General features: G+C 42.6%; 21 protein-coding genes. 14 read left to right on the top strand and 7 right to left on the bottom strand.

All coding sequences use genetic code 11. The annotated features are described in order from the left end of the window. The first annotated feature begins 50 nt into the window (after positions 1 to 50). Entirely contained in the window at positions 51 to 590 is a 540-nt protein-coding gene (gene ycfP, locus K358_RS0107055; RefSeq protein WP_027696164.1) for an alpha/beta hydrolase YcfP, read from the top strand. Positions 591 to 939: 349 nt separating this feature from the next. Continuing rightward, the gene (locus K358_RS0107050; RefSeq protein ID WP_027696163.1) at positions 940 to 2,229 is read left to right on the top strand and encodes an NAD(P)/FAD-dependent oxidoreductase; all 1,290 of its coding nucleotides are present in this window, start codon (positions 940 to 942) and stop codon (positions 2,227 to 2,229) included. Between the two features lie 90 nt (positions 2,230 to 2,319). Here the strand turns inward: K358_RS0107050 and K358_RS0107045 are convergent, their stop codons facing one another. The 3 genes from K358_RS0107045 to mfd form a co-directional block, all read right to left on the bottom strand. Further along, a complete protein-coding gene (locus K358_RS0107045) occupies positions 2,320 to 2,859 on the bottom strand; it encodes a GNAT family N-acetyltransferase (protein ID WP_027696162.1) in 540 nt (179 codons plus the stop codon). A gap of 114 nt (positions 2,860 to 2,973) precedes the next feature. Beyond that, a complete protein-coding gene (locus K358_RS0107040; RefSeq protein ID WP_027696161.1) occupies positions 2,974 to 3,717 on the bottom strand; it encodes a peptidoglycan binding protein CsiV in 744 nt (247 codons plus the stop codon). Between the two features lie 102 nt (positions 3,718 to 3,819). Further along, positions 3,820 to 7,299, bottom strand: coding sequence for a transcription-repair coupling factor (mfd, locus tag K358_RS0107035; RefSeq protein WP_027696160.1), 3,480 nt, complete (start codon positions 7,297 to 7,299; stop codon positions 3,820 to 3,822). A gap of 247 nt (positions 7,300 to 7,546) precedes the next feature. Between mfd and lolC the strand changes: the two genes are divergently transcribed. From lolC to lolE, 3 genes are read left to right on the top strand one after another with little or no spacing between them, the layout of a single operon-like run. Beyond that, on the top strand, positions 7,547 to 8,770 hold the full coding sequence (lolC, locus tag K358_RS0107030) for a lipoprotein-releasing ABC transporter permease subunit LolC (protein ID WP_027696159.1): 1,224 nt from the start codon (positions 7,547 to 7,549) through the stop codon (positions 8,768 to 8,770). A gap of 57 nt (positions 8,771 to 8,827) precedes the next feature. After that, the gene (gene lolD, locus K358_RS0107025) at positions 8,828 to 9,550 is read left to right on the top strand and encodes a lipoprotein-releasing ABC transporter ATP-binding protein LolD (protein WP_027696158.1); all 723 of its coding nucleotides are present in this window, start codon (positions 8,828 to 8,830) and stop codon (positions 9,548 to 9,550) included. A gap of 2 nt (positions 9,551 to 9,552) precedes the next feature. Then, the gene (gene lolE, locus K358_RS0107020) at positions 9,553 to 10,797 is read left to right on the top strand and encodes a lipoprotein-releasing ABC transporter permease subunit LolE (protein WP_027696157.1); all 1,245 of its coding nucleotides are present in this window, start codon (positions 9,553 to 9,555) and stop codon (positions 10,795 to 10,797) included. Positions 10,798 to 11,037: 240 nt separating this feature from the next. On the opposite strand, the gene K358_RS0107015 is transcribed toward lolE, so the two are convergent. Continuing rightward, positions 11,038 to 11,547 carry a DUF2062 domain-containing protein gene (locus K358_RS0107015; protein WP_027696156.1) on the bottom strand — a complete coding sequence of 170 codons (510 nt, stop codon included), beginning with the start codon at positions 11,545 to 11,547 and terminating at the stop codon, positions 11,038 to 11,040. A 5-nt stretch (positions 11,548 to 11,552) separates the two neighbouring features. Between K358_RS0107015 and K358_RS0107010 the strand changes: the two genes are divergently transcribed. The 9 genes from K358_RS0107010 (at position 11,553) to K358_RS0106965 (ending at position 20,965) form a co-directional block, all read left to right on the top strand. Continuing rightward, the gene (locus tag K358_RS0107010; RefSeq protein ID WP_169716288.1) at positions 11,553 to 13,979 is read left to right on the top strand and encodes a DNA internalization-related competence protein ComEC/Rec2; all 2,427 of its coding nucleotides are present in this window, start codon (positions 11,553 to 11,555) and stop codon (positions 13,977 to 13,979) included. Between the two features lie 67 nt (positions 13,980 to 14,046). Next, positions 14,047 to 15,795, top strand: a complete 1,749-nt coding sequence (gene msbA, locus K358_RS0107005; protein ID WP_027696154.1) for a lipid A ABC transporter ATP-binding protein/permease MsbA — start codon at positions 14,047 to 14,049, stop codon at positions 15,793 to 15,795. Positions 15,796 to 15,843: 48 nt separating this feature from the next. Further along, positions 15,844 to 16,851 carry a tetraacyldisaccharide 4'-kinase gene (gene lpxK, locus K358_RS0107000; RefSeq protein WP_027696153.1) on the top strand — a complete coding sequence of 336 codons (1,008 nt, stop codon included), beginning with the start codon at positions 15,844 to 15,846 and terminating at the stop codon, positions 16,849 to 16,851. After that, the gene (locus K358_RS0106995; RefSeq protein WP_027696152.1) at positions 16,832 to 17,011 is read left to right on the top strand and encodes a Trm112 family protein; all 180 of its coding nucleotides are present in this window, start codon (positions 16,832 to 16,834) and stop codon (positions 17,009 to 17,011) included. Before lpxK ends, K358_RS0106995 begins: the two co-directional genes overlap by 20 nt. After that, the gene (gene kdsB, locus K358_RS0106990) at positions 17,011 to 17,760 is read left to right on the top strand and encodes a 3-deoxy-manno-octulosonate cytidylyltransferase (RefSeq protein ID WP_027696151.1); all 750 of its coding nucleotides are present in this window, start codon (positions 17,011 to 17,013) and stop codon (positions 17,758 to 17,760) included. The genes K358_RS0106995 and kdsB overlap by 1 nt, the downstream gene beginning before the upstream one ends. 948 nt (positions 17,761 to 18,708) lie before the next feature. Beyond that, the gene (locus tag K358_RS0106980; RefSeq protein WP_027696150.1) at positions 18,709 to 19,041 is read left to right on the top strand and encodes a YnfA family protein; all 333 of its coding nucleotides are present in this window, start codon (positions 18,709 to 18,711) and stop codon (positions 19,039 to 19,041) included. Between the two features lie 155 nt (positions 19,042 to 19,196). Then, positions 19,197 to 19,601: a GFA family protein gene (locus K358_RS0106975; RefSeq protein ID WP_027696149.1), complete on the top strand. Its 405-nt coding sequence runs from the start codon at positions 19,197 to 19,199 to the stop codon at positions 19,599 to 19,601. A 27-nt stretch (positions 19,602 to 19,628) separates the two neighbouring features. After that, positions 19,629 to 20,045: a GFA family protein gene (locus K358_RS0106970; RefSeq protein ID WP_027696148.1), complete on the top strand. Its 417-nt coding sequence runs from the start codon at positions 19,629 to 19,631 to the stop codon at positions 20,043 to 20,045. A gap of 110 nt (positions 20,046 to 20,155) precedes the next feature. Beyond that, positions 20,156 to 20,965 carry a PhzF family phenazine biosynthesis protein gene (locus K358_RS0106965; protein ID WP_027696147.1) on the top strand — a complete coding sequence of 270 codons (810 nt, stop codon included), beginning with the start codon at positions 20,156 to 20,158 and terminating at the stop codon, positions 20,963 to 20,965. A gap of 72 nt (positions 20,966 to 21,037) precedes the next feature. On the opposite strand, the gene cueO is transcribed toward K358_RS0106965, so the two are convergent. The 3 genes from cueO to K358_RS0106950 form a co-directional block, all read right to left on the bottom strand. Then, complete coding sequence (gene cueO, locus K358_RS0106960; RefSeq protein WP_027696146.1) at positions 21,038 to 22,669, bottom strand: multicopper oxidase CueO; 1,632 nt, start codon at positions 22,667 to 22,669, stop codon at positions 21,038 to 21,040. A 91-nt stretch (positions 22,670 to 22,760) separates the two neighbouring features. Next, the gene (locus K358_RS0106955) at positions 22,761 to 24,326 is read right to left on the bottom strand and encodes a SpoVR family protein (protein ID WP_027696145.1); all 1,566 of its coding nucleotides are present in this window, start codon (positions 24,324 to 24,326) and stop codon (positions 22,761 to 22,763) included. Positions 24,327 to 24,337: 11 nt separating this feature from the next. Beyond that, entirely contained in the window at positions 24,338 to 25,609 is a 1,272-nt protein-coding gene (locus K358_RS0106950; RefSeq protein WP_027696144.1) for a YeaH/YhbH family protein, read from the bottom strand. Positions 25,610 to 25,685: the final 76 nt, after the last annotated feature.

Raw genomic sequence — 25,685 nt, 5'->3', positions numbered from 1 at the left:
ATAGTATTCATGGTAGATTAAATTATCGAACGAGAACTGAGGATGGTTCAATGATCATTTATTTACACGGCTTTGATAGCACAAGCCCAGGGAATCACGAAAAAGTATTACAACTTCAATTCATCGATGAAGATGTTCGCTTTATTAACTACAGCACACTTCACCCGAAACATGATATGCAGCACTTGCTGAAAGAAGTGACTAAAGTGATTGAACAAAGTGGTGATCCATCGCCGCTAATCTGTGGTGTTGGTCTAGGTGGTTACTGGTCTGAGCGTATTGGTTTTTTATGTGGCATTAAACAAGCTATTTTCAACCCGAACCTGAACCCTGAAGACAATATGCAAGGCCGTATTGATCGCCCTGAAGAGTACGCTGACATTGCGACCAAGTGTATTAAAGATTATCGCGAGCAAAATAAAGACAACTGCCTAGTGTTCTTATCTCGTAATGATGAAATCAGAGATAATCAAGGTAGCTACGAAGCATTATCGCCATACTATAAGGTGGTATGGGATGAATCTGAAACGCATAAATTTAAGAAAATCTCTCAACACCTGCAAACGATTAAAGCCTTCAAGCAGCCTTAATTTATTTATCCACTGACTGGGAACATAGGTCAAATCACAAATTGTTACTATAAAAAAGAGCCAATCATCGGCTCTTTTTTATTAATCGTCACTTTCTATTGATCCTACTTTAGGTCTGGATATAATGAGCTAGATCAAATTTTTCCAATAAATAGAATGAAAAATAACCGTTACGTCACAATTTGATCTCACCGATACACACAACTTTTTTCATCTCTCAAAGGTGACCCTTTTAGGTTTAGTCCACACGCTAAACCTCATCGTATCGAAAAACATGAAGAATATATCAGTTGGGTTTGATATAGGCCGGGCTGAATCAATTTTATCTTTATCTATTTAGGAGTGTCAGATGACGCGAATCGTTGTAGTAGGCGGTGGTGCCGGTGGCTTAGAGCTTGCCACAAAATTAGGCCGAACATTAGGTCGTAAGAGACGCGCGAGTGTTACCTTAGTAGACCGTAACGGAAGTCACTTATGGAAGCCATTGCTACATGAAGTGGCAACGGGTTCTCTAGATGAAGGTGTGGATGCATTAAGCTACCGCGCTCATGCCAAAAACCATCATTTTGATTTTCAAATGGGTAGTCTAGATGGCATTGACCGTGAACGTAAGGTTATCTCACTAAGTGAAATTAAAGATGAGAGTAATGATCTGCTGATCCCAAGCCGTGAAATTGAATACGATATTTTGGTATTGGCAATTGGCTCTAAATCGAATGACTTTAATACTCCTGGCGTAAAAGAAAACTGCATCTTTTTAGATAGCCCAGAGCAAGCACACCGTTTCCGTAAAGAAATGAATAACTTGTTCTTAAAGCTTCATGCGAAACACGGTGAAGGTAAAGTGGATATCGCGATTGTTGGTGGTGGTGCAACTGGCGTAGAGCTGTCTGCCGAGCTGCATAATGCAATTAAAGAGCTGCATACTTACGGCTTTGAAGATTTAGATTCAAGCAAACTGAACGTGAACTTAGTTGAAGCGGGTGAGCGTATTTTACCTGCGTTGCCGCCACGAATTTCATCAGCAGCACACAGTGAGTTAACAAAATTGGGCGTAAATGTTCGCACTGCGACTATGGTCACTCAAGCGGATGAACAAGGCTTAATCACTAAAGATGGTGAGCGTATTCCGGCTCAGCTAATGGTGTGGGCAGCTGGCATTAAAGCGCCTGACTTCATGAAAGATATTGCAGGTTTAGAAACCAACCGCATCAATCAGTTGGTAGTGAAAGATACCCTACAATCAACTCGTGATGATGAGATTTATGTGATTGGTGATTTAGCGTCTTGTCAGCAAAAGGATGGATCTTTTGTTCCACCTCGTGCTCAGGCGGCGCACCAAATGGCAAGTCTGGCTTATCGTAATATTGTGGCGCAAATCAATGGCCACACATTAAAGCCATATACTTATAAAGATCATGGTTCACTTGTGTCATTAAGTCGCTTTTCTACCGTGGGTAGCCTGATGGGTAACTTGACCAAGGGTTCAATGATGATCGAAGGGCGCATTGCACGAATAGTGTATATTTCACTTTACCGTATGCACCTAGTGGCATTACACGGTTGCTTTAAAACTGGCTTGATGATGCTAGTAGGGCGAATTAACCGAGTGCTACGTCCAAACCTAAAGCTACACTAAGCTATCCCAATCGCATTAATAATCTAAAAATGAAAGCCCATCGTCGTGATGGGCTTTTTTGTGTCTGTTCAGTTGCTTTTACTGTGAACATTAATCTGGAATAAAAGAAAATACGATGCCATCTTTGGGCTTACCATCGAATAAATAGCGATTACGAGCCAGTCCTTCCTTTTCCGCGCCGCAACTGAGTGCAATATGGTGGCTAGGTGCATTGTCAGGGTCACAGATGCATTCAAGCCGAGTAAGACGTAATTCGGTGAAGCAAAAGTTAATTAGGGCTAACAGGGCTTCTTTGGCATAGCCGTTTGATTGGTGCTGGTCGCATATCCAATAACCAATCGTTCCCATATTGAAGCTAGGTGATAGGTCGGTTAACGCCACCATACCAATAAAATCATCGGTTTGTTGATGGTAGATACCAAATCCGTAGGCATTATTTTTCAGCCAATTTAAGCGGGTGTGCATGAGAAAGTCTATTGCTTCTTCAACGGTAAATGCTGAATGACACCAGTCAAGCCATGGGTAGAGAGAAGGGGAGGATTGAATCGCATCAACAAAGCGTTCACTTTCATCGGCATGGATCATGTGCAATCTTAGCCTAGAGGTCAGTAAAGTATGATCTGGGGTCATCGTCTACCTGCAATTAAAAAGAGGCCATGGAGGCCTCTTGATTCGAAGTTACTTCATTACCCTTCGTACTTGTCGCCTCACTGCAGCTCCAATTATTTTGGGTGTAACGTAGTATTACATTTTACGGATATTGATAATCACACCAAGGAATGGATTATCTAAGTAGTGTGTCTCACCACTTCTAATTTTTCGTTTTTGCTGCATACGGTAACTATTTAAAAAGTCTTGAACTTCAACTTTGGGCTTAACCGGTTCTAGGTTACCGACTTGAACATCTTCATCACTATCTTTAGTCGATGGGTCAATAACTGAGTCTTGTAATACGACTTCATTTTGCCCTGGTATGCGTAAGTCTAGGTTAGTTTTCAAGTATAGGTAGTGTTGTACATAAACTTGAACTGTACCATCTAGTTCATATAGTGGCTCTTTTTCAATGGATGTTGGAGTACCATCTTTGGCGATTTCTTTAAGAGAGCGTCCATCAGGAGCGAATTTATCCGAAAAATCCTCACCCGCTTGGATGTGTAAAACAGGTGATGTACTTTCACCCCGATCATTTTGGTACCAAGCCACGTGAACTAATGGCTTAAATCCTGCGTGACGCTCTAATGCTTGGTATTGTCTGTTCAGGTTGTAATAACCACTTGGAAGTAGACCAGCTTTATGCTGCGACATTAGGTTGCTATCACGGTATGAAAATGCGCGTTCAAAATTAATCGGCTCAAGGTCTTGTGGCCAAGATTCGTTAACTTGTGATGGCTCCACATTACGCTTAAAGATGATCATTTCGATAGAAAAAGATCGTGCAAATGTTGGTAATGAAACAAAAACCAATAGGAATATAATCAGTTTTTTCATTGTTACTCCGTAATCAAAGGTACTTCTATTTTAGACTTCTAATGTAGATAGTACCTTAGCTAATATAATAAATTGTGTGGTTATTGCTAAGTTGTATAATGCTTAGCCAACTTTTGGTAAACGATTTTTCTGAAAGTCGGCCAGCAAATCGTTAATGAAACTGACTCGTTCCCGTCTATCTGTTAATGGTACAGTAAACTTGAACTTAGTGGGGCCTTCCATTGCAAATTTTTTCGGTGATGATTGAAGTAATTGTACCAAGAATGCCGGGTTAATGTCTGCATTTGGTGAGAACTCAATAAAACCACCTTTGTCATGTGCTTCAATTTTTTTCGCTTGTATTCTAGCAGCTTGAAGTTTCATTTCACTGATTACCAATAAGTTTTTTGCAGCATCCGGTAAGCTGCCAAAGCGATCAATCAGTTCCACTTTCATCTCTGCTAGTTCCGACTCACTATTCACACTTGCAATACGCTTATACATGGATAAACGGGTATTGATGTCGGGAATGTAGTCATCTGGCAATAATGCTGGTAAGCGTAATTCTACTTCAGTTTGCTCGCGTAAAAGTTCGTCTAATGACAATTCTTTGCCTTCTTTTAACGCATTGACCGCTTGTTCTAGCATTTCCATATATAACGAGAAGCCGACAGACTGAATTTGTCCGCTTTGATCATCACCGAGTAACTCACCCGCGCCACGTATTTCTAAATCGTGAGTGGCCAGCGTAAAGCCTGCACCTAGGTCTTCTAGTGAGGCAATTGCATCTAAACGTTTCACCGCATCTTTGCTTAACGATTTTGGATGTGGCGTCAATAAATAAGCATAGGCTTGATGGTGCGAACGACCAACACGACCACGTAACTGGTGAAGCTGCGCCAAACCGAGTTTATCCGCACGATCCATAATGATGGTATTGGCAGTTGGTACATCGATACCTGTTTCGATAATGGTGGTACAAACCAGTAAGTTAAAACGCTGGTGGTAGAAGTCATTCATGATGCCTTCAAGTTCACGTTCGCGCATTTGTCCGTGGGCGGTGGTCACGCGAGCCTCTGGAACTAATTTCGCTAAATCTTCGGCAACTTTTTCGATGGTTTCGACATTGTTATGTAAGAAATAGACTTGGCCACCGCGCATGATTTCACGCAGTATCGCTTCGCGAATCACACTGTCTTCACTTTGACGGACAAAGGTTTTGATAGCCAAGCGTCGTGCTGGTGGTGTGGCGATAATCGATAGATCACGCATGCCACTCATTGCCATGTTTAAAGTACGAGGGATCGGTGTCGCGGTCAGGGTAAGAATATCCACATCCGCACGCATCGCTTTGACTTTTTCTTTCTGGCGCACACCAAAGCGGTGTTCTTCATCGACAATCAATAAACCGAGGTCGCGGAATTTAATATCATCTTGCAGCAGTTTATGGGTACCGATAATGATATCGACTTTACCTTCGGTGATATCACTTAAAATCTGCTTTTGTTCTTTAGCGGATTTAAATCGTGATAACACTTCAACTCGTACCGGTAGGTTGGCGAAGCGATCACGGAAGTTTTCAAAATGCTGTTGAGCAAGTAGGGTAGTTGGCACTAGAACGGCAACTTGCTTGCTGTTATCAACCGCAAGGAATGTCGCGCGCATAGCCACTTCGGTTTTACCAAAACCAACATCACCACAGACGAGTCTATCCATGGCTTTTTCTTGGCACATATCAGAGAGAACCGCATTAATAGCCATAGACTGATCATCGGTTTCTTCAAACGGGAAAGTCGCTTTAAAGTGCGCATATTGCTCTTTATCGTGAATGAACTTAAAGCCTTTTTTGATTTCACGTTTGGCGTAAACATCCAGTAACTCGGCAGCCACATCTCGGACTTTTTCAGCCGCGCGTTGACGGGCTTTATTCCATGCATCGCTACCCAATTTATGTAATGGCGCGGTTTCTTCTGCACCACCAGAGTAGCGACTGATTAAATTGAGCGAGGATACCGGAACATACAGTTTGGCATTATTTAAGTATTCAAGGGTGACGTATTCTGTGACAAGTCCACCAGCTTCCAAGGTTTGTAAACCAATATAGCGCCCAATACCGTGATCGAGATGCACTACAGGTTGACCGGGTTTTAATTCCGCAAGATGGCGAATCACCGTATCGCTATTGACCGCTTTTCGATCTTTTTTGCGACGCTGGATCACCCGGTCGCCAAGCACATCACTTTCACAAATAAAGGCAAAATCAGGCGAGTGATGAACAAAGCCGTGTTCGGTTGAGCCGAGTACTAGAGAGTACTTTTGTTTAGAGGCTAACGCTTGAGCGAGATTATCGCACTCTTTCGGTTTTACTTTTATTGGGCTTAATAGCTCATTTAATGCTTCACGGCGACCTTCTGATTCTACCGAGAAGATAACCTTACCTTGCGGGTTGTCTGTTAAGTATTGCTCGAGGTATTGACGCAGTGCGGCAAGTGGCTCTTTAAGCTGATGTTGGGCATGTAAATTAGGCAAAAGGCTCACAGAGGCGTTTTTACGTCCAGCTTTCTCTTCGACAGCTTCAATCGATAAGGCCGCTTGAGGCATGTCTTTGAAGTAGCCAAATAGCTCATCTTTCTTTAACCACAACTCATGGGGCTCAAGTAATGGGCGAAGAGGATCGACTTTGCGTTGCTCAAAACGATGTTCAGCATCGGCCAAGAAGGTATCAATACTTTTTTCTAGCTCACCAAGCGTCAGTAGCAAGGTGTTTTCTGGTAGGTAGTCGAATAAGGTATCAGTATGTTCAAAGAACAAGGGTTGCCAATATTCAATACCCGCAGGCCAAGTACCTTTTGATACTTGCATATACACTGACTCAGGCTCACGTCGCGCTTCAAAACGTTGACGCCAGCGAATGCGGAAATCTTCTATCGCCGCTTCAGTGGTTGGGAATTCATGAGCAGGCAGTAGGCGAATTTCTTTTATATCTTCGATCGTACGTTGAGTCTCGGCATCAAAGGTGCGGATGCTATCAATTTCATCATCAAAAAAGTCGATACGATATGGGTTATCACAGCCCATTGGGAAAAGGTCGATAATCGAACCACGGCTGGCGTATTCACCTGGGCCAAATACTTGATCAACGTGGCGATAACCAGAACTTTCCAATTGCATACGCAGTTTATCGAGTGAATAAAGGTCACCACTTTTGACCATCAATGTGGTTTTGAGTAGGTAGTCTTTCGGCGATTGACGCTGTAATAGCGTGCTGATTGGAATAATGATTAATCCGTTTTGCTGCGTTGGCAATTGATACAGCTGCGCGATACGGTCTGAAATAATATCTTGATGTGGCGAAAAGTTATCATACGGCAGCGTTTCCCAATCAGGGAATAAAGACACTGAGTGGCTGGTGAACTGGCTTACTTCGTGTTGCAGTTTTATCGCTATTTGCGGATCAGGTACGGCAAGTAATGTGACCCCTGAATGTTGCTCGCTAAGCTCTGCAATGGATAGTGCTAGTGAGCCACCGACTAATTGGCCTATGTGCTTTTTGTCACCGGCTTTAGTTGGCAGTGGCAGTTGCAAGAGAGAAGACGCTGACATGGATGAAATTTCAGACATAATTCGATTAGGCTTTTATAAATTGAATGTTGCGCTAGTTGTAGCACTTTGAGTGGTTTGATTATCGTCATGTAGGCAAACTAATCAAGGGAATGTGCACAATTGTTGTTTTTTAATCAATTTCTCACCGTCAATCGCCAGAAGTATGTGAATTATTGTGTTTGCTATTGGTAAAATGGTCAGAGATCGTTATGCTCTGTTTTCATTATTTTATTCAGGGATTATTGGAATGTTTCACCCAGTTTCGGCCTATATTGGTTTGCGGTATTTGAAAGGTCGATCAGGCGATAAGTTCAGTCGATTTGTCTCGTATATGTCGACCGCCGGTATTTCTATCGGTGTTCTTTCTCTCGTTACTGTATTGTCCGTGATGAATGGTTTTGAAGGGCAATTAAAGCAAAAAATTCTTGGCGTGCTTCCTCAAGCTGTGATCTCTCAAGCTGACGACAAAACCCTAATCTCAGATACGCCACCTGCTTTCTTAAATACTATCCCTCATGTTGAAGATATTTCTCCCATCGTGCGTAGCGAAGCGATTATCCAAAGTCCAACTAAGTTAAGCGCAGGTTTAATGGTCGGCATTGAGCCAAGAGAGCAAGATCCTATCGCGAAACGTATGATGATGGGGCAAGTCTCCCAATTAACACCCGGAAGTTATCACGTCTTTTTAGGTCACACCTTAGCCAGAACATTAAATGTGAATGTCGGCTCTAAAGTGCGATTAATGGTGACTAATGCTAGTCAGTTTACTCCGTTAGGGCGCATTCCTAGCCAACGTAATTTTACTGTGGCGGGGATTTTTAATACTGGCTCTGATGTTGATGGCATGTTGATGGTCACCAATATTGAAGATGCTGGGCGTTTATTGCGTTACTCAAACAAACATATTTCAGGTTGGCGATTATTTTTCGATGACCCATTTGTGGTGGCTGATTTAGCACAACAAGTGAAAAACAATGATTTATTACCTGAAAAATGGTTTTGGTCGGATTGGCGTGAGCAACGTGGTGAGCTATTCCAAGCCGTACGAATGGAAAAGAATATGATGGGCTTGATGCTAGGGTTGATTATTGCAGTAGCGGCGTTCAACATTATTTCAGCGTTAATTATGGTGGTGATGGAGAAACAATCTGAAGTCGCCATTTTGAAAACCCAGGGTATGTCGAATCATCAAATATTAGCGATATTTATGGTGCAGGGTGCGAGTAGTGGGGTGATTGGTGCACTAGTCGGTGGACTCCTTGGCACATTACTGGCAGCGAATCTAAACAATGTGATGAGCGCTTTAGGCTTGTCATTGTTTGCTCCGGGCACGGAACTGCCCGTGGTGATTGAACCGCTTCAGGTTGTGGTCGTGATCATTCTTGCTATTGGCTTGAGCTTATTGGCGACCTTATTTCCCTCTTATCGCGCCGCTTCGGTTAAACCGGCCGAAGCGCTTCGTTATGAATAACACTTTCTCAAAGGCGGCGACTATTTACGCGGCTTTTGGGCTACAAGGCAATAGATTATGAACCCTTTATTAAGCTGTCAAAATATAAGTAAGACTTACCAAGAAGGAAACCTTGAAACTGAGGTACTAAAAGGGGTGAGTTTATCCATCAATAAAGGTGACTTCTTAGCCATTGTTGGTTCTTCTGGCTCAGGTAAAAGTACCTTGCTGCATATTCTTGGCGCATTAGATGACGCCAGTGATGGTGATGTGACGGTACTCGGCCAATCTTTATTGCGTTTATCTGGCAACAAGCAAGCCAAGTTACGTAATCAACATATCGGTTTTGTGTATCAATTCCACCACCTACTTGCTGATTTTACCGCATTAGAAAACGTTGCTATGCCATTATTGATTGGTAAGCAGAAAGCCGATGTCGCAAAACAAAAAGCACAATCGGTATTAGAGAAAGTGGGATTAGGTCATCGTTTAGATCACCGTCCATCTGAGCTGTCGGGTGGTGAAAGGCAGCGTGTGGCGATTGCTCGCGCATTAGTCAATGATCCGGATCTTGTGTTAGCCGATGAGCCAACCGGTAATCTTGATCAAAAAACTGCCTTAGAGATCTACGATTTGATGCGTCAACTTAATCGTGATTTTGGTACCGCGTTTTTAGTGGTCACTCATGATAATCAACTGGCCTTAAAAATGGATAAACAATACACCATGCAAGACGGCGTATTGGATTGGAATGAAAATACCGTAATCACTGATCATGCAGTACAAGAGTCGGGCGAGTAATTATGTTTTTATCGTTATTCATTGGTTCTAAATTTAGTCGCGCCAAAGAACGTAATAAGCTGGTTTCGTTTATCTCGCTCTCTTCTACCATAGGTATTGCCGTGGGTGTGGCGGTGATCATTATTGGTCTATCGGCAATGAATGGTTTTGAACGTGAGTTAGAAAATCGCGTGCTGTCGGTGATCCCTCAAGCTGAAATTGAAGGGGTGAGAGAACCGATTCAAGATTGGCAACAAATCGCGTCGATTGCCAACAAAAATGAACAAGTGAAAGCGGTCGCACCTTATGTTCGTTTTACTGCGCTGTTAGAACGTGGCAGTAAACTTAAAGCCGTTGAAGTACGCGCAGTAGACCCAGATTATGAACGTGCGGTATCTAGCCTTTCTACATTTGTTGATAAACAAGCATGGCAAAACTTTAGAGCCGGCCAAAATCAAATCGTGTTAGGTAAAGGGGTGGCCGACAAACTGAATGTGAAAGTCGGCGATTCAATTACCATTTTAATCCCACCAGCTTCTTCAAATGGTCAGATACAACTGAGCGCGCCGAAACGTGTACGTGTTCATGTGGCGGGCTTTTTAACACTAGGTGGGCAAATCGATCATGGTTTGGTGATGATCCCACTAGAAGATGGGCAGAACTACATGAAGATGGGCAAAGGCGTCAGTGGCGTATCTTTAAAAGTGGAACCTGTCTTTGAAGCCGACCGGATTATTCGTGAAGTTGGCGCAAGCATTCCTGTTTATGCCTACCTCAAAAGCTGGAAAGAGAAGTACGGCTTTTTATACCACGATATTCAAATGGTGCGAACCATTATGTACTTAGTGATGGTGCTGGTGATCGGTGTGGCGAGTTTCAATATTGTGTCGACCTTAATGATGGCGGTGAAAGACCGAGCTCCTGATATTGCGATTCTACGTACAATGGGCGCAAGTGATGGGCTGATCAAACGTATTTTTATTTGGTATGGCGTGATGTCTGGTGTACTAGGTAGTGTACTAGGTAGCGTGATTGGTGTGCTGGTGTCGTATAACCTTACTCCGATGATTAAGGGGTTAGAAGCCATCATGGGCCATCAATTCTTATCAGGCGATATTTACTTTATCGACTTTTTACCATCTTTGGTTTCATGGCCGGATGTGTTGTTAGTTTCAGGTACAGCAATTACCTTGAGTTTATTAGCCACCTGGTATCCAGCGTCAAGAGCGAGTGGGTTGAATCCAGCAACCGTTTTGAGTGCGAAATAAATATCGTAGCTCGAACGCTGCGCTTTTCGTTTCTCGTTGCTCGATGTTGTCGCTTTAATAGGGGTGGAACAGTTAGGCCTCGAGACACGAGAAGTGAAACGCCCGAGAACCGAGCGTCGTAAGTTGTCTCAAAAAAAAGAGTGCTATCAAGTTTGTTCATTTAGAACGCTAACTTGATAGCACTTTTTTATTTGTCTGGAATTTGAGTGACGATAATAGCTGAATTATCTATTTGATAAGTTATCGTAAACGGCGTTTCTGCCAGCTACGAACCACAGAGTAGCGCCATAAACCCTGGATGCCGAAATAGCCGAGTATGGAAAGCACCACACCGCAGACTAAACAACCTAGTAATAACGGTGGCCCAATAGTGTTGATTTGTTCAACAAAGAAGCTCCAGGTTAACTCAAAATGAAATGATTGTTCAGGGGTATGCATCAGCCATGCGCCGATACGATAAGCAAAATAGAACAAAAATGGCATGGTAATCGGGTTACTGACCCAAACCAAAGCAACCGAAAGTGGCAAGTTGACGCCACATACAATAGCGGCACCGGAGGCAAGAATCATTTGGCTTGGTAGTGGAATAAAAGCAATAAATAAACCAACGGCAAATGCACCAGCGGCTGAACGACGATTCAAACACCATAAATTGGGATTATATAAAACGCTACCAAAAATTTTTAAAGCTTTTTGGTTTTTGATTTTGTCATGGTCTGGCATGAAGCGTTTAATCAATTTCTTTGGCATAAATGGTGGCTCATATTAATCGCAATAATATTCTGGTCGGTTTGATACTTGGGGCTGCAAGTGGTGCATCGTGGCCATCCATGCCGACACTCAATTGGTTGATGCCGATTGTAGTACTATTTCTTGCTCTTTTCTTCATAAAAAATGCTTTCTTCACAAAAGATAGACATTGTACAGAAGATATTTCCGTTACGAAAAATAGCTATTTTATAAAAGAACGCTACTTCAAAACATTTAGTTATTTAGCACAAGGCTTACTGCTGGGTTGCTTTGTAGTGATTATTCATGGAAATCATTATCGCCATGTGACAGAAATACTCTTTTCTCAAGGTGCCTCTGTAACAATCCAAGCTAAAGTGATCAGTTTTGTCCAGCCAGCGGTGCATGGTCAACAAATGCTCTTGTCAATACAACGCATTAATAATGTTGATTTACCGATCTACGCACGTCCAACTGTGAAAACATTTTTTGATCTACCAAAAGAGAATCAACCGCAACTTGGGGAGGTTTGGCAGTTTCAAATTCAAGTTAAACCCATTGTCGGTCAATTAAACGATGCAGGTTTTGATAGCGAACAATATTATGTCTCTACTCAGTGGCACGGTAAAGCGGTTATTGAGTCGGAGAGTGGTTTTAATTTTCGAATAAAAACAAGCTATTCTTGGCGCTTATGGATGCACGAGAAAGCAACTTCCTACCTGAATGAATTTGACTCAAAAGCCTTTATTGTCGCGTTGGCTTTTGGTGATAGAGGTTTAATATCCGATCAACAATGGCAGCAGTTACGAGATTCTGGTTTGTCACATTTAATGGCGATTTCAGGATTACATATTGGGCTCGCCATGGCTATAGGGTGGAGTGCCGGTCGTATTATTAAATCATTGGTATGTAGCGTAATGGGTTCTTCCTCATCATCTGTATTTCGATTTATTCCCTTGATCATCAGTTTTTCTGTTGCCTTGTTTTATGCGTATTTAGCGGGTTTTGCACTACCAACCCAACGAGCTTTGATTATGGGAGGGTTAGTATTATTTATGCTGGCAAGCGGTATTCATTGGTCAGTGTGGCAAATCCTGTTGTATAGCTTGTGTTTAATACTTGTCAGTCAGCCTATGTCGATTTTGCAAGCAAGTTTTTGGTTATCTTTTGGTGCTATCGTCATCATATACCTGTCACTTTGGTTTTATTTATCTCAGCATAAACGCGCTAAGTTTAATTGGCGGCAAATCGTGATAGTCCAGCTCGGGCTATTTGTAGGCTTAGCCTTTCTAAGTATTGCCTTTTTTGGAGGCGTTAGTTGGGTTTCACCGCTTGTCAATTTAATTGCGATTCCTTGGGTAAGCCTCGTGGTAGTGCCAGTGATTTTCTTTTGCTTGGTGATGACCGCTATTTTTCATGGCAGTTGGTTCTTTAGTGATAGTTGGTTGTTTAATGACGGCTGGCTTGCGCAAATATGGCGATTAGCAGATTTTACACTGCAGCCGATTTTATGGTTACTACAATTCGTCGAAGGCGCATGGCTAACGTTGTCGAGTTATTGGGGAGTAGTCAGTGTACTGGTTGCTTTGGCGCTGATTGCTTGGCGGTTTCGTTTTTATTCAACCTTATATATTGCCGTGTTGATTGTTTTACTGTGGCAACTATTTCCAGCTGGGCCTAGACCAGAATGGCAAGTGCAGGTGTTGGATGTCGGGCAAGGCTTGGCAGTACTTATCCGCAAAGATCAACAAAGCGTTTTATATGATACCGGAATGAGTTGGCAGGGCGGCAGTATTGCCAATTCGATGATTGTTCCATTACTGCATAAAAGTGGTGAGCAGCAGTTATCCGGCTTAGTGATAAGTCATACCGATTTAGATCATGCAGGTGGTCGAACTGATATTGAATCAGCGTTATCACCTCAATGGAAACGTAGTAGTGAATATATAGATGGTTATCAAGCTTGTATTAAAGGGCAAACGTGGCAATGGCAACAACTCAATTTCGAAGTCGTTTGGCCGCCAAAGCAGGTCAAGCGAGCCTATAACCCTCATTCGTGTGTGATTCGAGTTTCTGATGGTCAATTTAACCTCCTTCTTACTGGTGACATAGATGCGATATCTGAAATTATATTAATTCGAGATAACCCGTTATCGGATATTGATGTCATGACGGTGCCGCATCATGGTAGTGCAACCTCTTCCTTTCCTTCTTTTGTTGAATCTGTAAAACCGAAAGTGGCGATTGCTTCACTCGCTCTAAATAACCAGTGGGGATTACCCAACCAAGATGTCAAAAAGCGTTATCAGGACAATGCTATTCAGTGGATGGATACGGCGCATGGTGGACAAATAACTATTTCAATTTATACCAATGGTTGGTTAATTGAACAAAAGAGGCTAAACCAATATCAGCCATGGTATAGGCAGATTGTGCGTAAAGGGTTAGAATGAATGGAATTGTCTAAATCAAAATGAAGTGTATATGACTCAACCAAAAGACATCGTGTCAGAAAATCAGATGGCGTCCGAAAAAGACGAAACCACATTTCAGACTTTTAAAAAATTATGGCCAATGATCAGCGTTTATAAAGCGGGTTTATTTGTGGCCACTATTGCGTTAATCATTAATGCTGCCAGTGATACTTATATGGTGTCGCTATTAAAACCATTGTTGGATGAAGGTTTTGGCAGTAGCGATTCAAATTTTTTAAAAGTCCTACCTTTTATTGTTTTAGGCATGATGGTGGTGCGAGGTTTAAGTGGTTTTGTTTCCACTTATTGCTTGAGTTGGGTATCGGGCAATGTGGTGATGGAAATGCGCCGCAAGCTCTTTAATCATTTTATGCAAATGCCAGTAAGCTACTTTGATAAAGAATCGACCGGTTCACTGTTATCGCGTATTACCTATGATTCAGAACAAGTTGCCGCCGCCACCAGTAAAGCATTGGTCAGCATTGTGCGTGAAGGTGCTAGCATCATCGGTTTATTATTCTTAATGTTTTATAACAGCTGGCAGCTTTCTTTGGTGCTTATTGCCGTTGCACCTGTGGTGGCGATTGCGATTCGAGTTGTATCAAAGCGTTTCCGTCGTATTAGTAAAAACATGCAAGACATGATGGGGAATGTAACGTCATCCGCAGAACAAATGCTAAAAGGGCATAAAGTCGTATTGAGTTATGGTGGTCAGCACGTTGAGAAAAAACGTTTTGATTCAGTAAGCAACAAAATGCGTCAACAATCGATGAAGATGGTGTCTGCTCAAGCTGCTGCCAACCCAATCGTTCAGTTGATCGCTTCGAGTGCTTTAGTGGTGGTGTTGTATTTAGCGAGCATTGATTCAATTAAAGAACAACTGACTCCAGGTACATTCACGGTGATCTTCTCAGCGATGTTCGCCATGATGAAACCGTTGAAATCACTGACGAACGTAACCTCTGATTTCCAAAAAGGTATGGCAGCTTGTCAGACACTATTTGGTATTATTGAGCTGCCATCAGAAATTGATACTGGCGATAAAGAAGTTGAAAAAGTGAAAGGCAACCTTGCGGTTAAAAATGTCACCTTTACCTACCCAACGAAAGATACACCAGCGTTACGCAATGTGTCTTTTGATGTGCCTGCGGGTAAAACCGTAGCTCTAGTCGGGCGTTCAGGGTCAGGTAAAAGTACCATTGCTAACTTATTCACGCGTTTTTACGACATCGACTCAGGTGAGATCCACCTAGATAACAATGATATTCGTGAATATACCTTATCGAACCTGCGTACTCACTTTGCCATCGTGTCGCAAAACGTTCATCTGTTTAACGATACTATTGCCAACAATATTGCCTATGCCGCGCAAGAGCGTTATAGCTTCGAGCAAATTAAACGTGCTGCTGATCTAGCCTACGCGACCGATTTCATTGAAAACATGGATAACGGTTTTGACACTATGATCGGTGAGAATGGTGTCAACCTATCTGGTGGTCAACGTCAGCGTTTAGCGATTGCTCGTGCCTTGTTACGTGATGCACCAGTGTTGATTTTGGATGAGGCAACCTCTGCATTAGATACTGAATCAGAACGTGCCATTCAAGCTGCGTTAGATGAGCTACAAAAGAACAAAACCGTGATCGTGATTGCGCACCGTTTATCGACCATTGAAAATGCCGATGAAATTTTGGTTATCGATGAAGGTGAAATTGTCGAGCGCGGCAACCATGCATCGTTAATTGAAAAAGATGGTGCTTATGCTCAGCTTCACCGCATTCAATTTGGTGAATAATGCATTCTTGTATTGATAGTCAAAACGTTAATTCAGTAGGGTAGAGTGATGGTTGAAAAGATTTGGTTTCACCGTCACCCACTCGGTTGGCTATTGGCTCCGGTTTTATGGCCGCTAAGCCAACTGTTTAAGCTGATTAGCGGTAAACGTCGCAAGGCTTATGCTTTAGGTAACAAGCCAAGTTATCGCGCGCCAGTACCAATTATTGTGGTAGGTAATATTACCGCTGGTGGTAATGGTAAAACGCCAGTGGTGATTTGGTTGGTGGAAACATTGCAATCTCTTGGTATGAAACCGGGAGTCGTCTCCCGTGGCTACGGCGGCAAAGCTGAAAACTACCCACTACTGGTAGAATTGGATACTCCGAGCGAACAATCAGGTGATGAGCCAGCTTTAATTAAACGTCGTACAGGCGCACCAGTTGCCGTCGACCCAGTAAGAAGCCAAGCGGTAAAAGTATTACTAGAACAAGATGTCGATATTATTATCACAGATGATGGTTTGCAGCATTATGCGCTTGAGCGAGATATCGAGTTTGTGGTGATTGACGGTCAACGTCGTTTTGGGAATCAGCACTACATTCCATTTGGCCCATTGCGTGAAGGGCTAGAGCGTTTAAATGAAGTGGATTTCTTGATCACGAACGGTGGCGCGGCGCAAAGCAATGAAATCGCCATGACGTTAGAGCCTAGTGAAGCGGTGAATTTAAAAACCGGTGAGAAAATATCGGTGCAGCAACTCCCTCAATTGGTGGCATTTGCTGGCATCGGTCATCCACCTCGTTTTTTCAATACGCTAGAATCATTAGGTGCAGAAGTTGTAAAAACTCAGGCATTCGCTGATCACCAAGCATTTGAACAAGCAGAATTACAACAACTTGCGACTCAAGGTCAGCATTTAATCATGACAGAAAAAGATGCGGTTAAATGCTACCAATTTGCAGAAGAGAACTGGTGGTACTTACCGGTTTCCGCGCAAATCTCATCGCAAGATAAACAGAATATTATTAAAAAAATCACAGAGGTTAAGAGTCAATATGGATCATCGTCTACTTGAAATCGTGGCTTGCCCAGTCTGCAAAGGTAAAGTGGTACTGGATAACGACAAGCAAGAACTTATTTGTAAGTTTGACCGTTTAGCCTACCCAATTAAAGAAGGCATTCCGGTTATGCTTGCGGTAGAAGCTCGTCAAATGTCGATGGATGAGGGGCGATAATGTCTTTTACCGTTGTTATTCCATCTCGTTACCAGTCATCACGTTTGCCGGGTAAACCGCTAGCGGATATCGCCGGTAAGCCTATGGTGCAATGGGTTCATCAACAAGCCTTGCAAGCCGGTGCTGAGCGAGTGATTGTGGCCACCGATGATCCGCGTATTGAAGCGGCAGTTAAAGGCTTTGGTGGCGAAGTTTGCATGACATCCCCCGATCACCAATCTGGTACGGAACGCTTGGCCGAAGTCGTCGAGAAGATGGGTATTGCCGATGATCACATCATTGTGAACGTGCAAGGTGATGAGCCGTTAATCCCACCATCAATCATCAAACAAGTCGCAGAAAACCTAGCCAATAGCACCGCACCAATGGCAACGCTTGGTGTGAGTATTGATGAGCCAGAAGAAGTGTTTAACCCCAATGCAGTAAAAGTGGTAACCGATGAACAAGGTTATGCCCTTTACTTTAGCCGCGCCTCGATTCCATGGGATCGTGACGCTTGGGCCAAAGAAGACAAAACCATTCGCCAGCCACTTATGCGCCACATCGGCATTTATGCTTATCGTGCAGGCTTTATCAATACGTATATCAATTGGCAGCCAAGCGCCCTAGAGCAAATCGAATCTTTAGAGCAACTGCGCGTGCTTTGGTATGGCGAAAAAATTCACGTTGCCCTAGCCAAAGAAGCGCCAGCAGCAGGTGTTGATACACCAGAAGATTTGGAAGTAGTGCGTAAGATTTTAGCCAAGTAAGCGCTCTTTAATCAGCATGAAAATGAAGCTCAATTCACGATGGATTGGGCTTTTTTGTTTTTATGCAGTTTACGTTAGTGTCATTTTTAACAAGTGAGATACGAACGCGATTCAGAATCCCCTAGTACGCATTAATACCTAGTTAAATCTCAACGAGCTTTTAGGAGATTCCGTATCTTCACTCGCTTCGCTCGTTGTACGGAATGACGCCCTAGAGAACTCAATATTTCCCGTCATTCTGAAAAGTGAGGAACGAGCGTAGTTCAGAATCTCCTACCACCAGTTACTAGCTACGGAATACTTAGAACTTGGGGAACAGTCCGATGATATAAGTTTAATTTTATGAATTAATTTAGATGTTTAGCTTGCTAGGTAGAAAAATGGATGGAATGATAGACGGAAGAGCTATACGGATTTTTTCTGTCTATTAAATTGTTATACGCAGTTCAAGTAATGGAGAGGAAATGGAAAAGTTTTATATTTTAATGAGATCTCAAGCATGGGCTGAAATTCTTGTACTCGTAAAAAATGAGCAACCTCAGCTGAGGAATAATGATCTAGAATGGAAGAGAATATCTGCTTTACTTTAGGCGAGTTTAACCCTGATAAAATTAAAAACTAATATTATCCAATTGGTTAATTATAAATTTGGTTTCTTTCTTGGATTAGCCCTCCATTTTATAGTGGTCGCCATTATCCTTATATTTTTGCCTTTCGGCTAACTCGTTCGACTGATTCCAACTCATGACATTTCATGCAGGAATAAGTATGGTGTTCTGCCGCTCAGCGGCTTCGTTCAACAAGGCCATCAAGTCGGATTCCCACCGCTTGGCATTTTCGGTTTGATTCAACTTTGGTGTTTACGGCACAATGGTTTAGGTAAAGGTGGTATCGTTGCTCACCACTTAATGCGGTGTTATGTGGTTGCAGCATAAATAGGAGTTTAAGTTGCTAGAAATCAAAACGATAGGTCTTTTCTTTGTAACAGCTGTTGCAGAAATTTTAGGCTGTTATTTGCCGTATCTTTGGCTGAAAGAGGATAAATCTGTTTGGCTATTGGTACCAGCAGCTTTCTGTCTTGCTCTATTTGCATGGTTATTGTCTTTACACCCTACAGCAGCAGGCAGGGTTTATGCAGCATATGGTGGTGTTTACATTTTCGTAGCTATCTTATGGTTGTGGGTCGTAGACGGTATTCGTCCTGGCCTATGGGACGTAGTCGGTGTTTGTGTAGCGATGCTAGGAATGGCAATCATCATGTTCGCGCCAAGAACCACATAACAAAAGTTCAGCAGATAGCTAACAGTTGGCGATTTTGGTTTGAGTTGGGTTTTGTGATTACGGTTGTTATTTTGGATTAACTAGCTTTCGTTAACCAGCGTTGTACGGCATCGAAGTTATGTAGTTACCTTAAAAATTTAATATAGGAGTATGTCATGGTTGAGGGAAGTTGCCTTTGTGGAAAGGTTAAGTATCAAGTCGAAATTGAACCAGAAAAAGTGCTTAACTGTCATTGTCAGTTCTGTCGAAAAGCTCATGGTGCGGACTATGCGACGATGGCAATAGTGGATGCATCAACATTAAAACTTAGTGATGAAAATGGATATCTAAAAGAGCATCAGAGTGGCGCAGGTGGTTATAGGGCATTTTGTTCAGAGTGTGGAACAAGGTTAATGAATTACTCCCCAGATAGAGTGAGCTTTTTTTGCGTGTCATTGTCGACCGTGGATACGCCGTTGGATTTGAAGCCTGCAGCTCACATTAATGTGGGATCAAAAGCTAATTGGTGTGAGCCCTATGAAGGGATTCCTCAGTTCAGTGCTTTTCCAGAAAACTTGTGAAATTGAACAAATTGAGGTGACTCCAATATGAGTGACTATTCTGGTTCTTGCTTATGTGGCGATGTTACTTTTAGAATTGATGGTAAATTTGATTCGTTTTACCTATGCCACTGTGAGTATTGTCAAAAAGATTCTGGGTCATCTAATTCAGCGAACTTATTTTCCCATGATGCATTGCTCATTTGGATGTCTGGTGAAAAGCAAGTGACCTCATTTAAACTTACCAATACCCGTCATACCAAATGTTTTTGTAGCAAATGCTGCTCGGCCTTGCCATACATAGAGGAAAGCACTTCGCTAATTGTTGTGCCTGCGGGCAGTCTAGATGTAGATAGCCAGATATCGCCAAATGCACATATATTTATGGCAAGTAGAGCTACTTGGGACAACCTTCTGGGTGACCTAAAAAAATTCGATGGTTTACCAAAGGATAAAATTAAATAACAAGGCGCTTAGCAGTGGGCCTCAACGTCTGGCATTATTTTTTGTTATGCGTTCAGAAAGAGATTTAAGAAAGTTTTTGCTGAGTAAACCCTAACGATTAAGGACTCCCCGTGGATTTAGAAATTTACCAAGTCGATTCATTCAGCCATCAAGCATTCAAAGGCAATCCGGCTGGTGTTTGTATCAGTGAAACAGGGTTAAGTGAGCGATTAATGTTATCCATCGCTGAAGAAATGGCGGTATCGGAAACGGCTTTTTTATCGCTTAATGATATGAGATTAAGATGGTTTACGCCAAAAGCTGAAGTGAAGTTGTGTGGACATGGCACACTGGCGGTGGCTCACGTTTTAAAACAAAAAGGGCAAGTTAAAGTTGGAGATAGCGTTAATTTTGCAACCTTATCTGGCACTTTAACCGCCCAAATTAATCAAGAGACCATAGAGCTTGATTTTCCATCACCAACCATTGAATTCGATATTTACCAATCTGCAGAGTTATTAGAACATTTGGGTATCCCAAAAGATGAAGTGATAGCGTTTGGTGAGTTTGATTCAAAAGTCTTTATGGAAATTTGCAGCGAAGAAACGCTATTAAGTCTTACGCCAAATTTTGATGCTCTAAAGCAAATCAATGGACGTGGCGTGTTGGTGACTACTCGTTCAACCAATGACGAGTTAGATTTCATTTCGCGCTATTTTGCGCCTTGGGTTGGAGTAAATGAAGATCCGGTTACTGGCTCTGCGCATTGTGCGTTAACGGTCTACTGGGTGGATAAGTTAGGCAAAACAAAGTTCAAAGCCTTTCAAGCATCCGCGCGAGGAGGGTATGTGGATACTGAATTACTGCCAAATGGCCGAACAAAACTAGTTGGTTCCGCTGTGACGGTGATTCAAGGAACTATGAACGTACCAGCGTTATAAAAAACTATCATAGATATAATCATACTCAAAAGCCTAGCTCATCGTTGAACTAGGCTTTTGATTTTTTGGGGATTAAGAAACCGTAAATTGCATCATCATACCGGTATCTTCATGTTCTAAAATATGACAGTGCGCCATGTATGGTGTTTCTTTTGAAGCTAAATGATTAAATTGAACCAATAGCTCGGTCGTGCCCATCGGGAATACACTGATGGTATCTTTCCAGCCGCTTAAATGTTTTGGTGGCTGATTACCATTAATGGATAGCACTCTAAAGCGGCAGCCATGAATATGGAAAGGGTGCAACATGTGATCTTTGCCTTGACTGATCGTCCAATGTTCTAACTCACCTTGCTTGGCGTTAAAGTCAATACGTTGCATATCAAATGGACGGCCGTTGATAGTGTTGATGTGCAGCAGTTGTTCTTTAGTGAAGGTGGTTTCTGTCGCCGCCATACCTTTCATCTCATGCTTCATTTCGTGATCCATGTGCATGCCGTGTGAACCATTCGAGCCAGATGTATCGTGCGTACTCATCATATCCATACGTTTAGCCATGCCAGACATTTTCGGCTGCCTTGCCATCATAACTTGCATTGCTTGTCTATCTAGCTCTTCTGGCATACCAAGTACAACATTACGTTTTACCGTCGCTTTAGATGGCGTAAGGGCGGGAAGTACCGCCATACTGGTTGGTAGTTCGCCTTTACCTTTTTGACCACTAGTTTGTACGCTCAACAGCGGGTAGGGCTGATTAAAGGGTGCGTGCATCATTCCCATTTGTTTGACAGGCAGAGTGACCCAATCAAACGGTTGGTTATCGTGCGTAGAGACTAATATGTCGTAACGTTCACCTGCCGCCATATCAAGTTGTGCCATTTTGGCTGGTTTATCAAGTAAGCCCGTATCAGAAGCCACCACATAGAATTCACGTTCATCAGAAGCAGTTAAGCGATAAGTACGAGCATTTGAACCATTGAGTAGGTGGAATCTCACCCAACCTGAATTTACTTTAGCTTGAGGGTAGATAGCGCCATTGACTAATACTTGATTGCCCGCATAACCCATTGCCACATTAACAATGTCCAACAGTTCATAATCAAACTCACCATTGTCTTTAAAGCGACGGTCTTGAATGATGAGAGGGATTTGATCTGCCCCCCATTCTGAAGGTAGATTGAGTGACTCACTTAATTCATCTTCAATTAAAATCATACCGGCAATGCCTTTCATTACATATTCGGCTGTTGTGGGGTGTTGATGAGGATGAAACCAACAAGTTGCTGCTGGTTGACGAATGGGTAACGTCACTTGCCATGATTGGTTTGGTTGGATGAGTTGATGCGGTCCACCATCTAGATTTCCGGGGATTTCTAAACCATGCCAATGAATGGTCATCGCAGTATCGAGTTGATTGGTGACTTTAATGTCGGCCTCTTTTCCTGAACGCATTTTTAATACTGGGCCAAGAAAAGCGCCGTTAATTCCGCAGGTTGGCGTTGTCTTATCTTTTAAGAATTGGCTAGTACCTGATTGAATGGTGAGCTGCGTTTGACCTTCCGCGGTATCAATCAGATCAGGTATAGGTAGAGATGACTGTTGAGAGCCAGTATTAGATTTAGCCAGTACGATTGGAATACTAGGTAGTGTTAAGCCAGCTACCCCAGCGGCAGAGCTTAATTTTAAAAATCGACGACGGTCCATGACTTTCTCCTTATAGAACGGTTGCCAATAAACATAAAGGTTCCAGTAAGGGGAGAGTCAACGTGTTTGATGACAATAATATTCGTTGTGTCTAAGAGATCCCGTGATGAGTCGAGTTATCGGTTTTGGGTGGACACGTTGCCAGTACTTCTCTGCGGCCTGAGTCTTTCACTTCTTCCAAAATAACATCGAAGCCCCATAAGCGGTGTAGGTGTTTGAGAACTTCAGGGTAGCCATCATTGAGTGGAATTCTGTCTTGTGGAACATGTTGCAAGGTGAGGGAACGGTCGCCACGCACATTAACATTCCACACCTGAATGTTAGGCTCTAGGTTACTGAGATTGTATTGTGATGCGAGTTTTTCACGGATTGCTTGATAACCTAATTCATCATGAATGGCGCTGACTTGGATATAGTTTTTTCTGTCGTCATCTAGCACAGAAAATAGCTTAAAATCACGTATTACTTTTGGCGATAAGTATTGGCTGATGAAACTTTCATCTTTGAAGTTATGCATGGCAAAGTGAAGGGTATCTAGCCAGTCACTGCCTGCAATCTCAGAAAACCATTCTTTATCTTCATCTGTCGGATTTTCACAGATTCGACGAATATCTTGGAACATCGCAAAGCCAAGTGCATATGGGTTAATGCCGCTGTAAAACTTACTGTTGTATTCTGGTTGTGCCACAACGCTGGTATGGCTGTGTAAGAATTCAAGGATGAATGAATCGGTGACAACGCCTTCATCGTACAAGTGATTCAAAATAGTGTAGTGCCAAAATGTTGCCCAACCTTCGTTCATGACTTGGGTTTGCTTTTGTGGGTAAAAATATTGGCTTACTTTCCGGACAATACGTACGATTTCTCGTTGCCAAGGCTCTAATAATGGCGCGTGTTTTTCAATGAAATACAGTAAGTTTTCTTGAGGCTCACTTGGGAAACGGGTGGTTTCATGTTGCTCATCGTGAGCGGATTTCGGCACGGTACGCCATAGTTCATTGACTTGTGACTGTAGGTAGGCCTCACGTGATTCTTGGCGAGCTTTCTCTTCTAGAATTGAAATTTTTTCAGGGCGTTTGTAGCGGTCGACACCGTAGTTCATTAAGGCGTGACAAGAATCGAGCACCTTCTCAACTTCACCGATGCCGTATTTTTCTTCACACTCGGTAATGTAGGTACGAGCAAACAGTAGGTAGTCAATGATCGAGCTCGCATCGGTCCAAGATTGAAATAGGTAGTTGCCTTTAAAGAATGAATTATGACCATAACTAGCGTGCGCCATCACTAACGCTTGCATGGTAATAGTGTTTTCTTCCATTAGATAAGCAATACATGGATCAGAGTTAATGACGATTTCGTAGGCAAGCCCCATGTGGCCATGCTTATAGTTTTGCTCAGTTTGAATAAAACGTTTACCAAAAGACCAATGGTTATAATTGATTGGCATTCCCACGCTAGAGTAAGCATCCATCATTTGTTCTGCGGTGATCACTTCAATTTGGTTTGGGTAGGTATCAAGGCGATAGTGCTCCGCCACACGTTTGATTTCCGTATGGTAGAGATCTAATAAATCGAACGTCCAATCTGGGCCGGTTGGTAATGGGTACCCCGGATGTGCATTTTGTTTTTCTAATGTTTGCTGTGTTTTGCTCACCATAATGCATCCCCTTAAGATTGAGTTTGCTTTTGAAATAACTCGCGGAAAATTGGGAAAATATCGTCAACTGATTGAATGTTTTTCATGGCGAAATTATCAAAAGCTTCGCCAATTTTTTCGTATTCATTCCATAGCGTTTGATGTGCCCGTTTGGTGATTTCAATATAAGAATAGTATTGGCAGTAGGGCAGCAATTGTTTAACCAGTAACTCTTTACAACGCGGTGAATCATCAGCCCAGTTATCGCCATCGGAAGCCTGCGCTGCGTAGATGTTCCACTCATTCGTTGGGTAGCGATCTTTAACGATGTCACTCATTAATTTTAGTGCACTGGAGACAATGGTGCCGCCGGTTTCTTGAGAATAGAAGAACTCATGCTCGTCGACTTCTTTGGCTTGAGTGTGGTGGCGAATAAACACGACTTCTACGTTTTCATAGGTACGAGTTAAGAAGAGATAGAGCAAAACATAAAAGCGTTTCGCAATATCTTTGGTGGCTTGATCCATTGAACCTGAAACGTCCATTAAGCAAAACATTACCGCTTGGCTCGATGGAATCGGTCTACGCTCATAATTTTTATAGCGCAAATCGAAGGTATCAATAAAAGGGACGCTGGCGATTTTTTCTCGCAGTTCGGTGATTTCACTTTTTATTCGCGTTTCTTCTAATGGTTGAGCTGGCTCACTCATCATAACGTCATCTAGCATGCTTTCTAATTCGCGGATTTGACGACGTTTAGACGCGGTCATTGCAGTACGTCTTGCTAGAGATTGTTGCAATGAACGGACAATCGCAATATTGGAAGGGATCCCCGCGGTTTGATAACCAGAGCGGTGGGTTTTCCATTCGGTAATTTTATTGACTTGGTTTTTTCTTAAATTGGGTAGCTCAAGATCTTCGAATAAGATATCGAGATATTCATCTTTGGATATTTGAAAAATGAAGTCGTCTTGGCCTTCACCATCATTACTGGCGTCACCTTGTCCTGAACCACCGGAACCGCCTGCTGGTGGACGGTCAATTCGGTCGCCGGTAATAAATTGGTCGTTACCTGGGTGAACACGCTCTTTGGTGCCACCTTTGCCTTGATGGAAGGAAGGTTCACTGATGTCGTGATTCGGAATAGACACATCCTCACCCGTTTCAGTATTGGTGATAGAACGTTTCTTGACCGCCTCAGCAACGGACTTTTTGATTTGCTCTTTGTTACGGCGAATAAAGCGCTGCCGATTGACAGTACTTTTATTTTTACCGTTTAAACGTCGATCAATAAACTGTGACATAGTGCCTCCCCAAGCAGCGTCCTCAACAAGTTGAACAGCGTAGTAAGGCTAACTTGACCTTGTGATAGTACAAGCT

This window comes from Vibrio litoralis DSM 17657 (assembly GCF_000426765.1).
Lineage (GTDB): Bacteria > Pseudomonadota > Gammaproteobacteria > Enterobacterales > Vibrionaceae > Vibrio > Vibrio litoralis.
The sequence above is the reverse complement of the archived record's forward strand: the minus strand, read 5'-3'. Positions and strand labels throughout refer to the sequence as shown.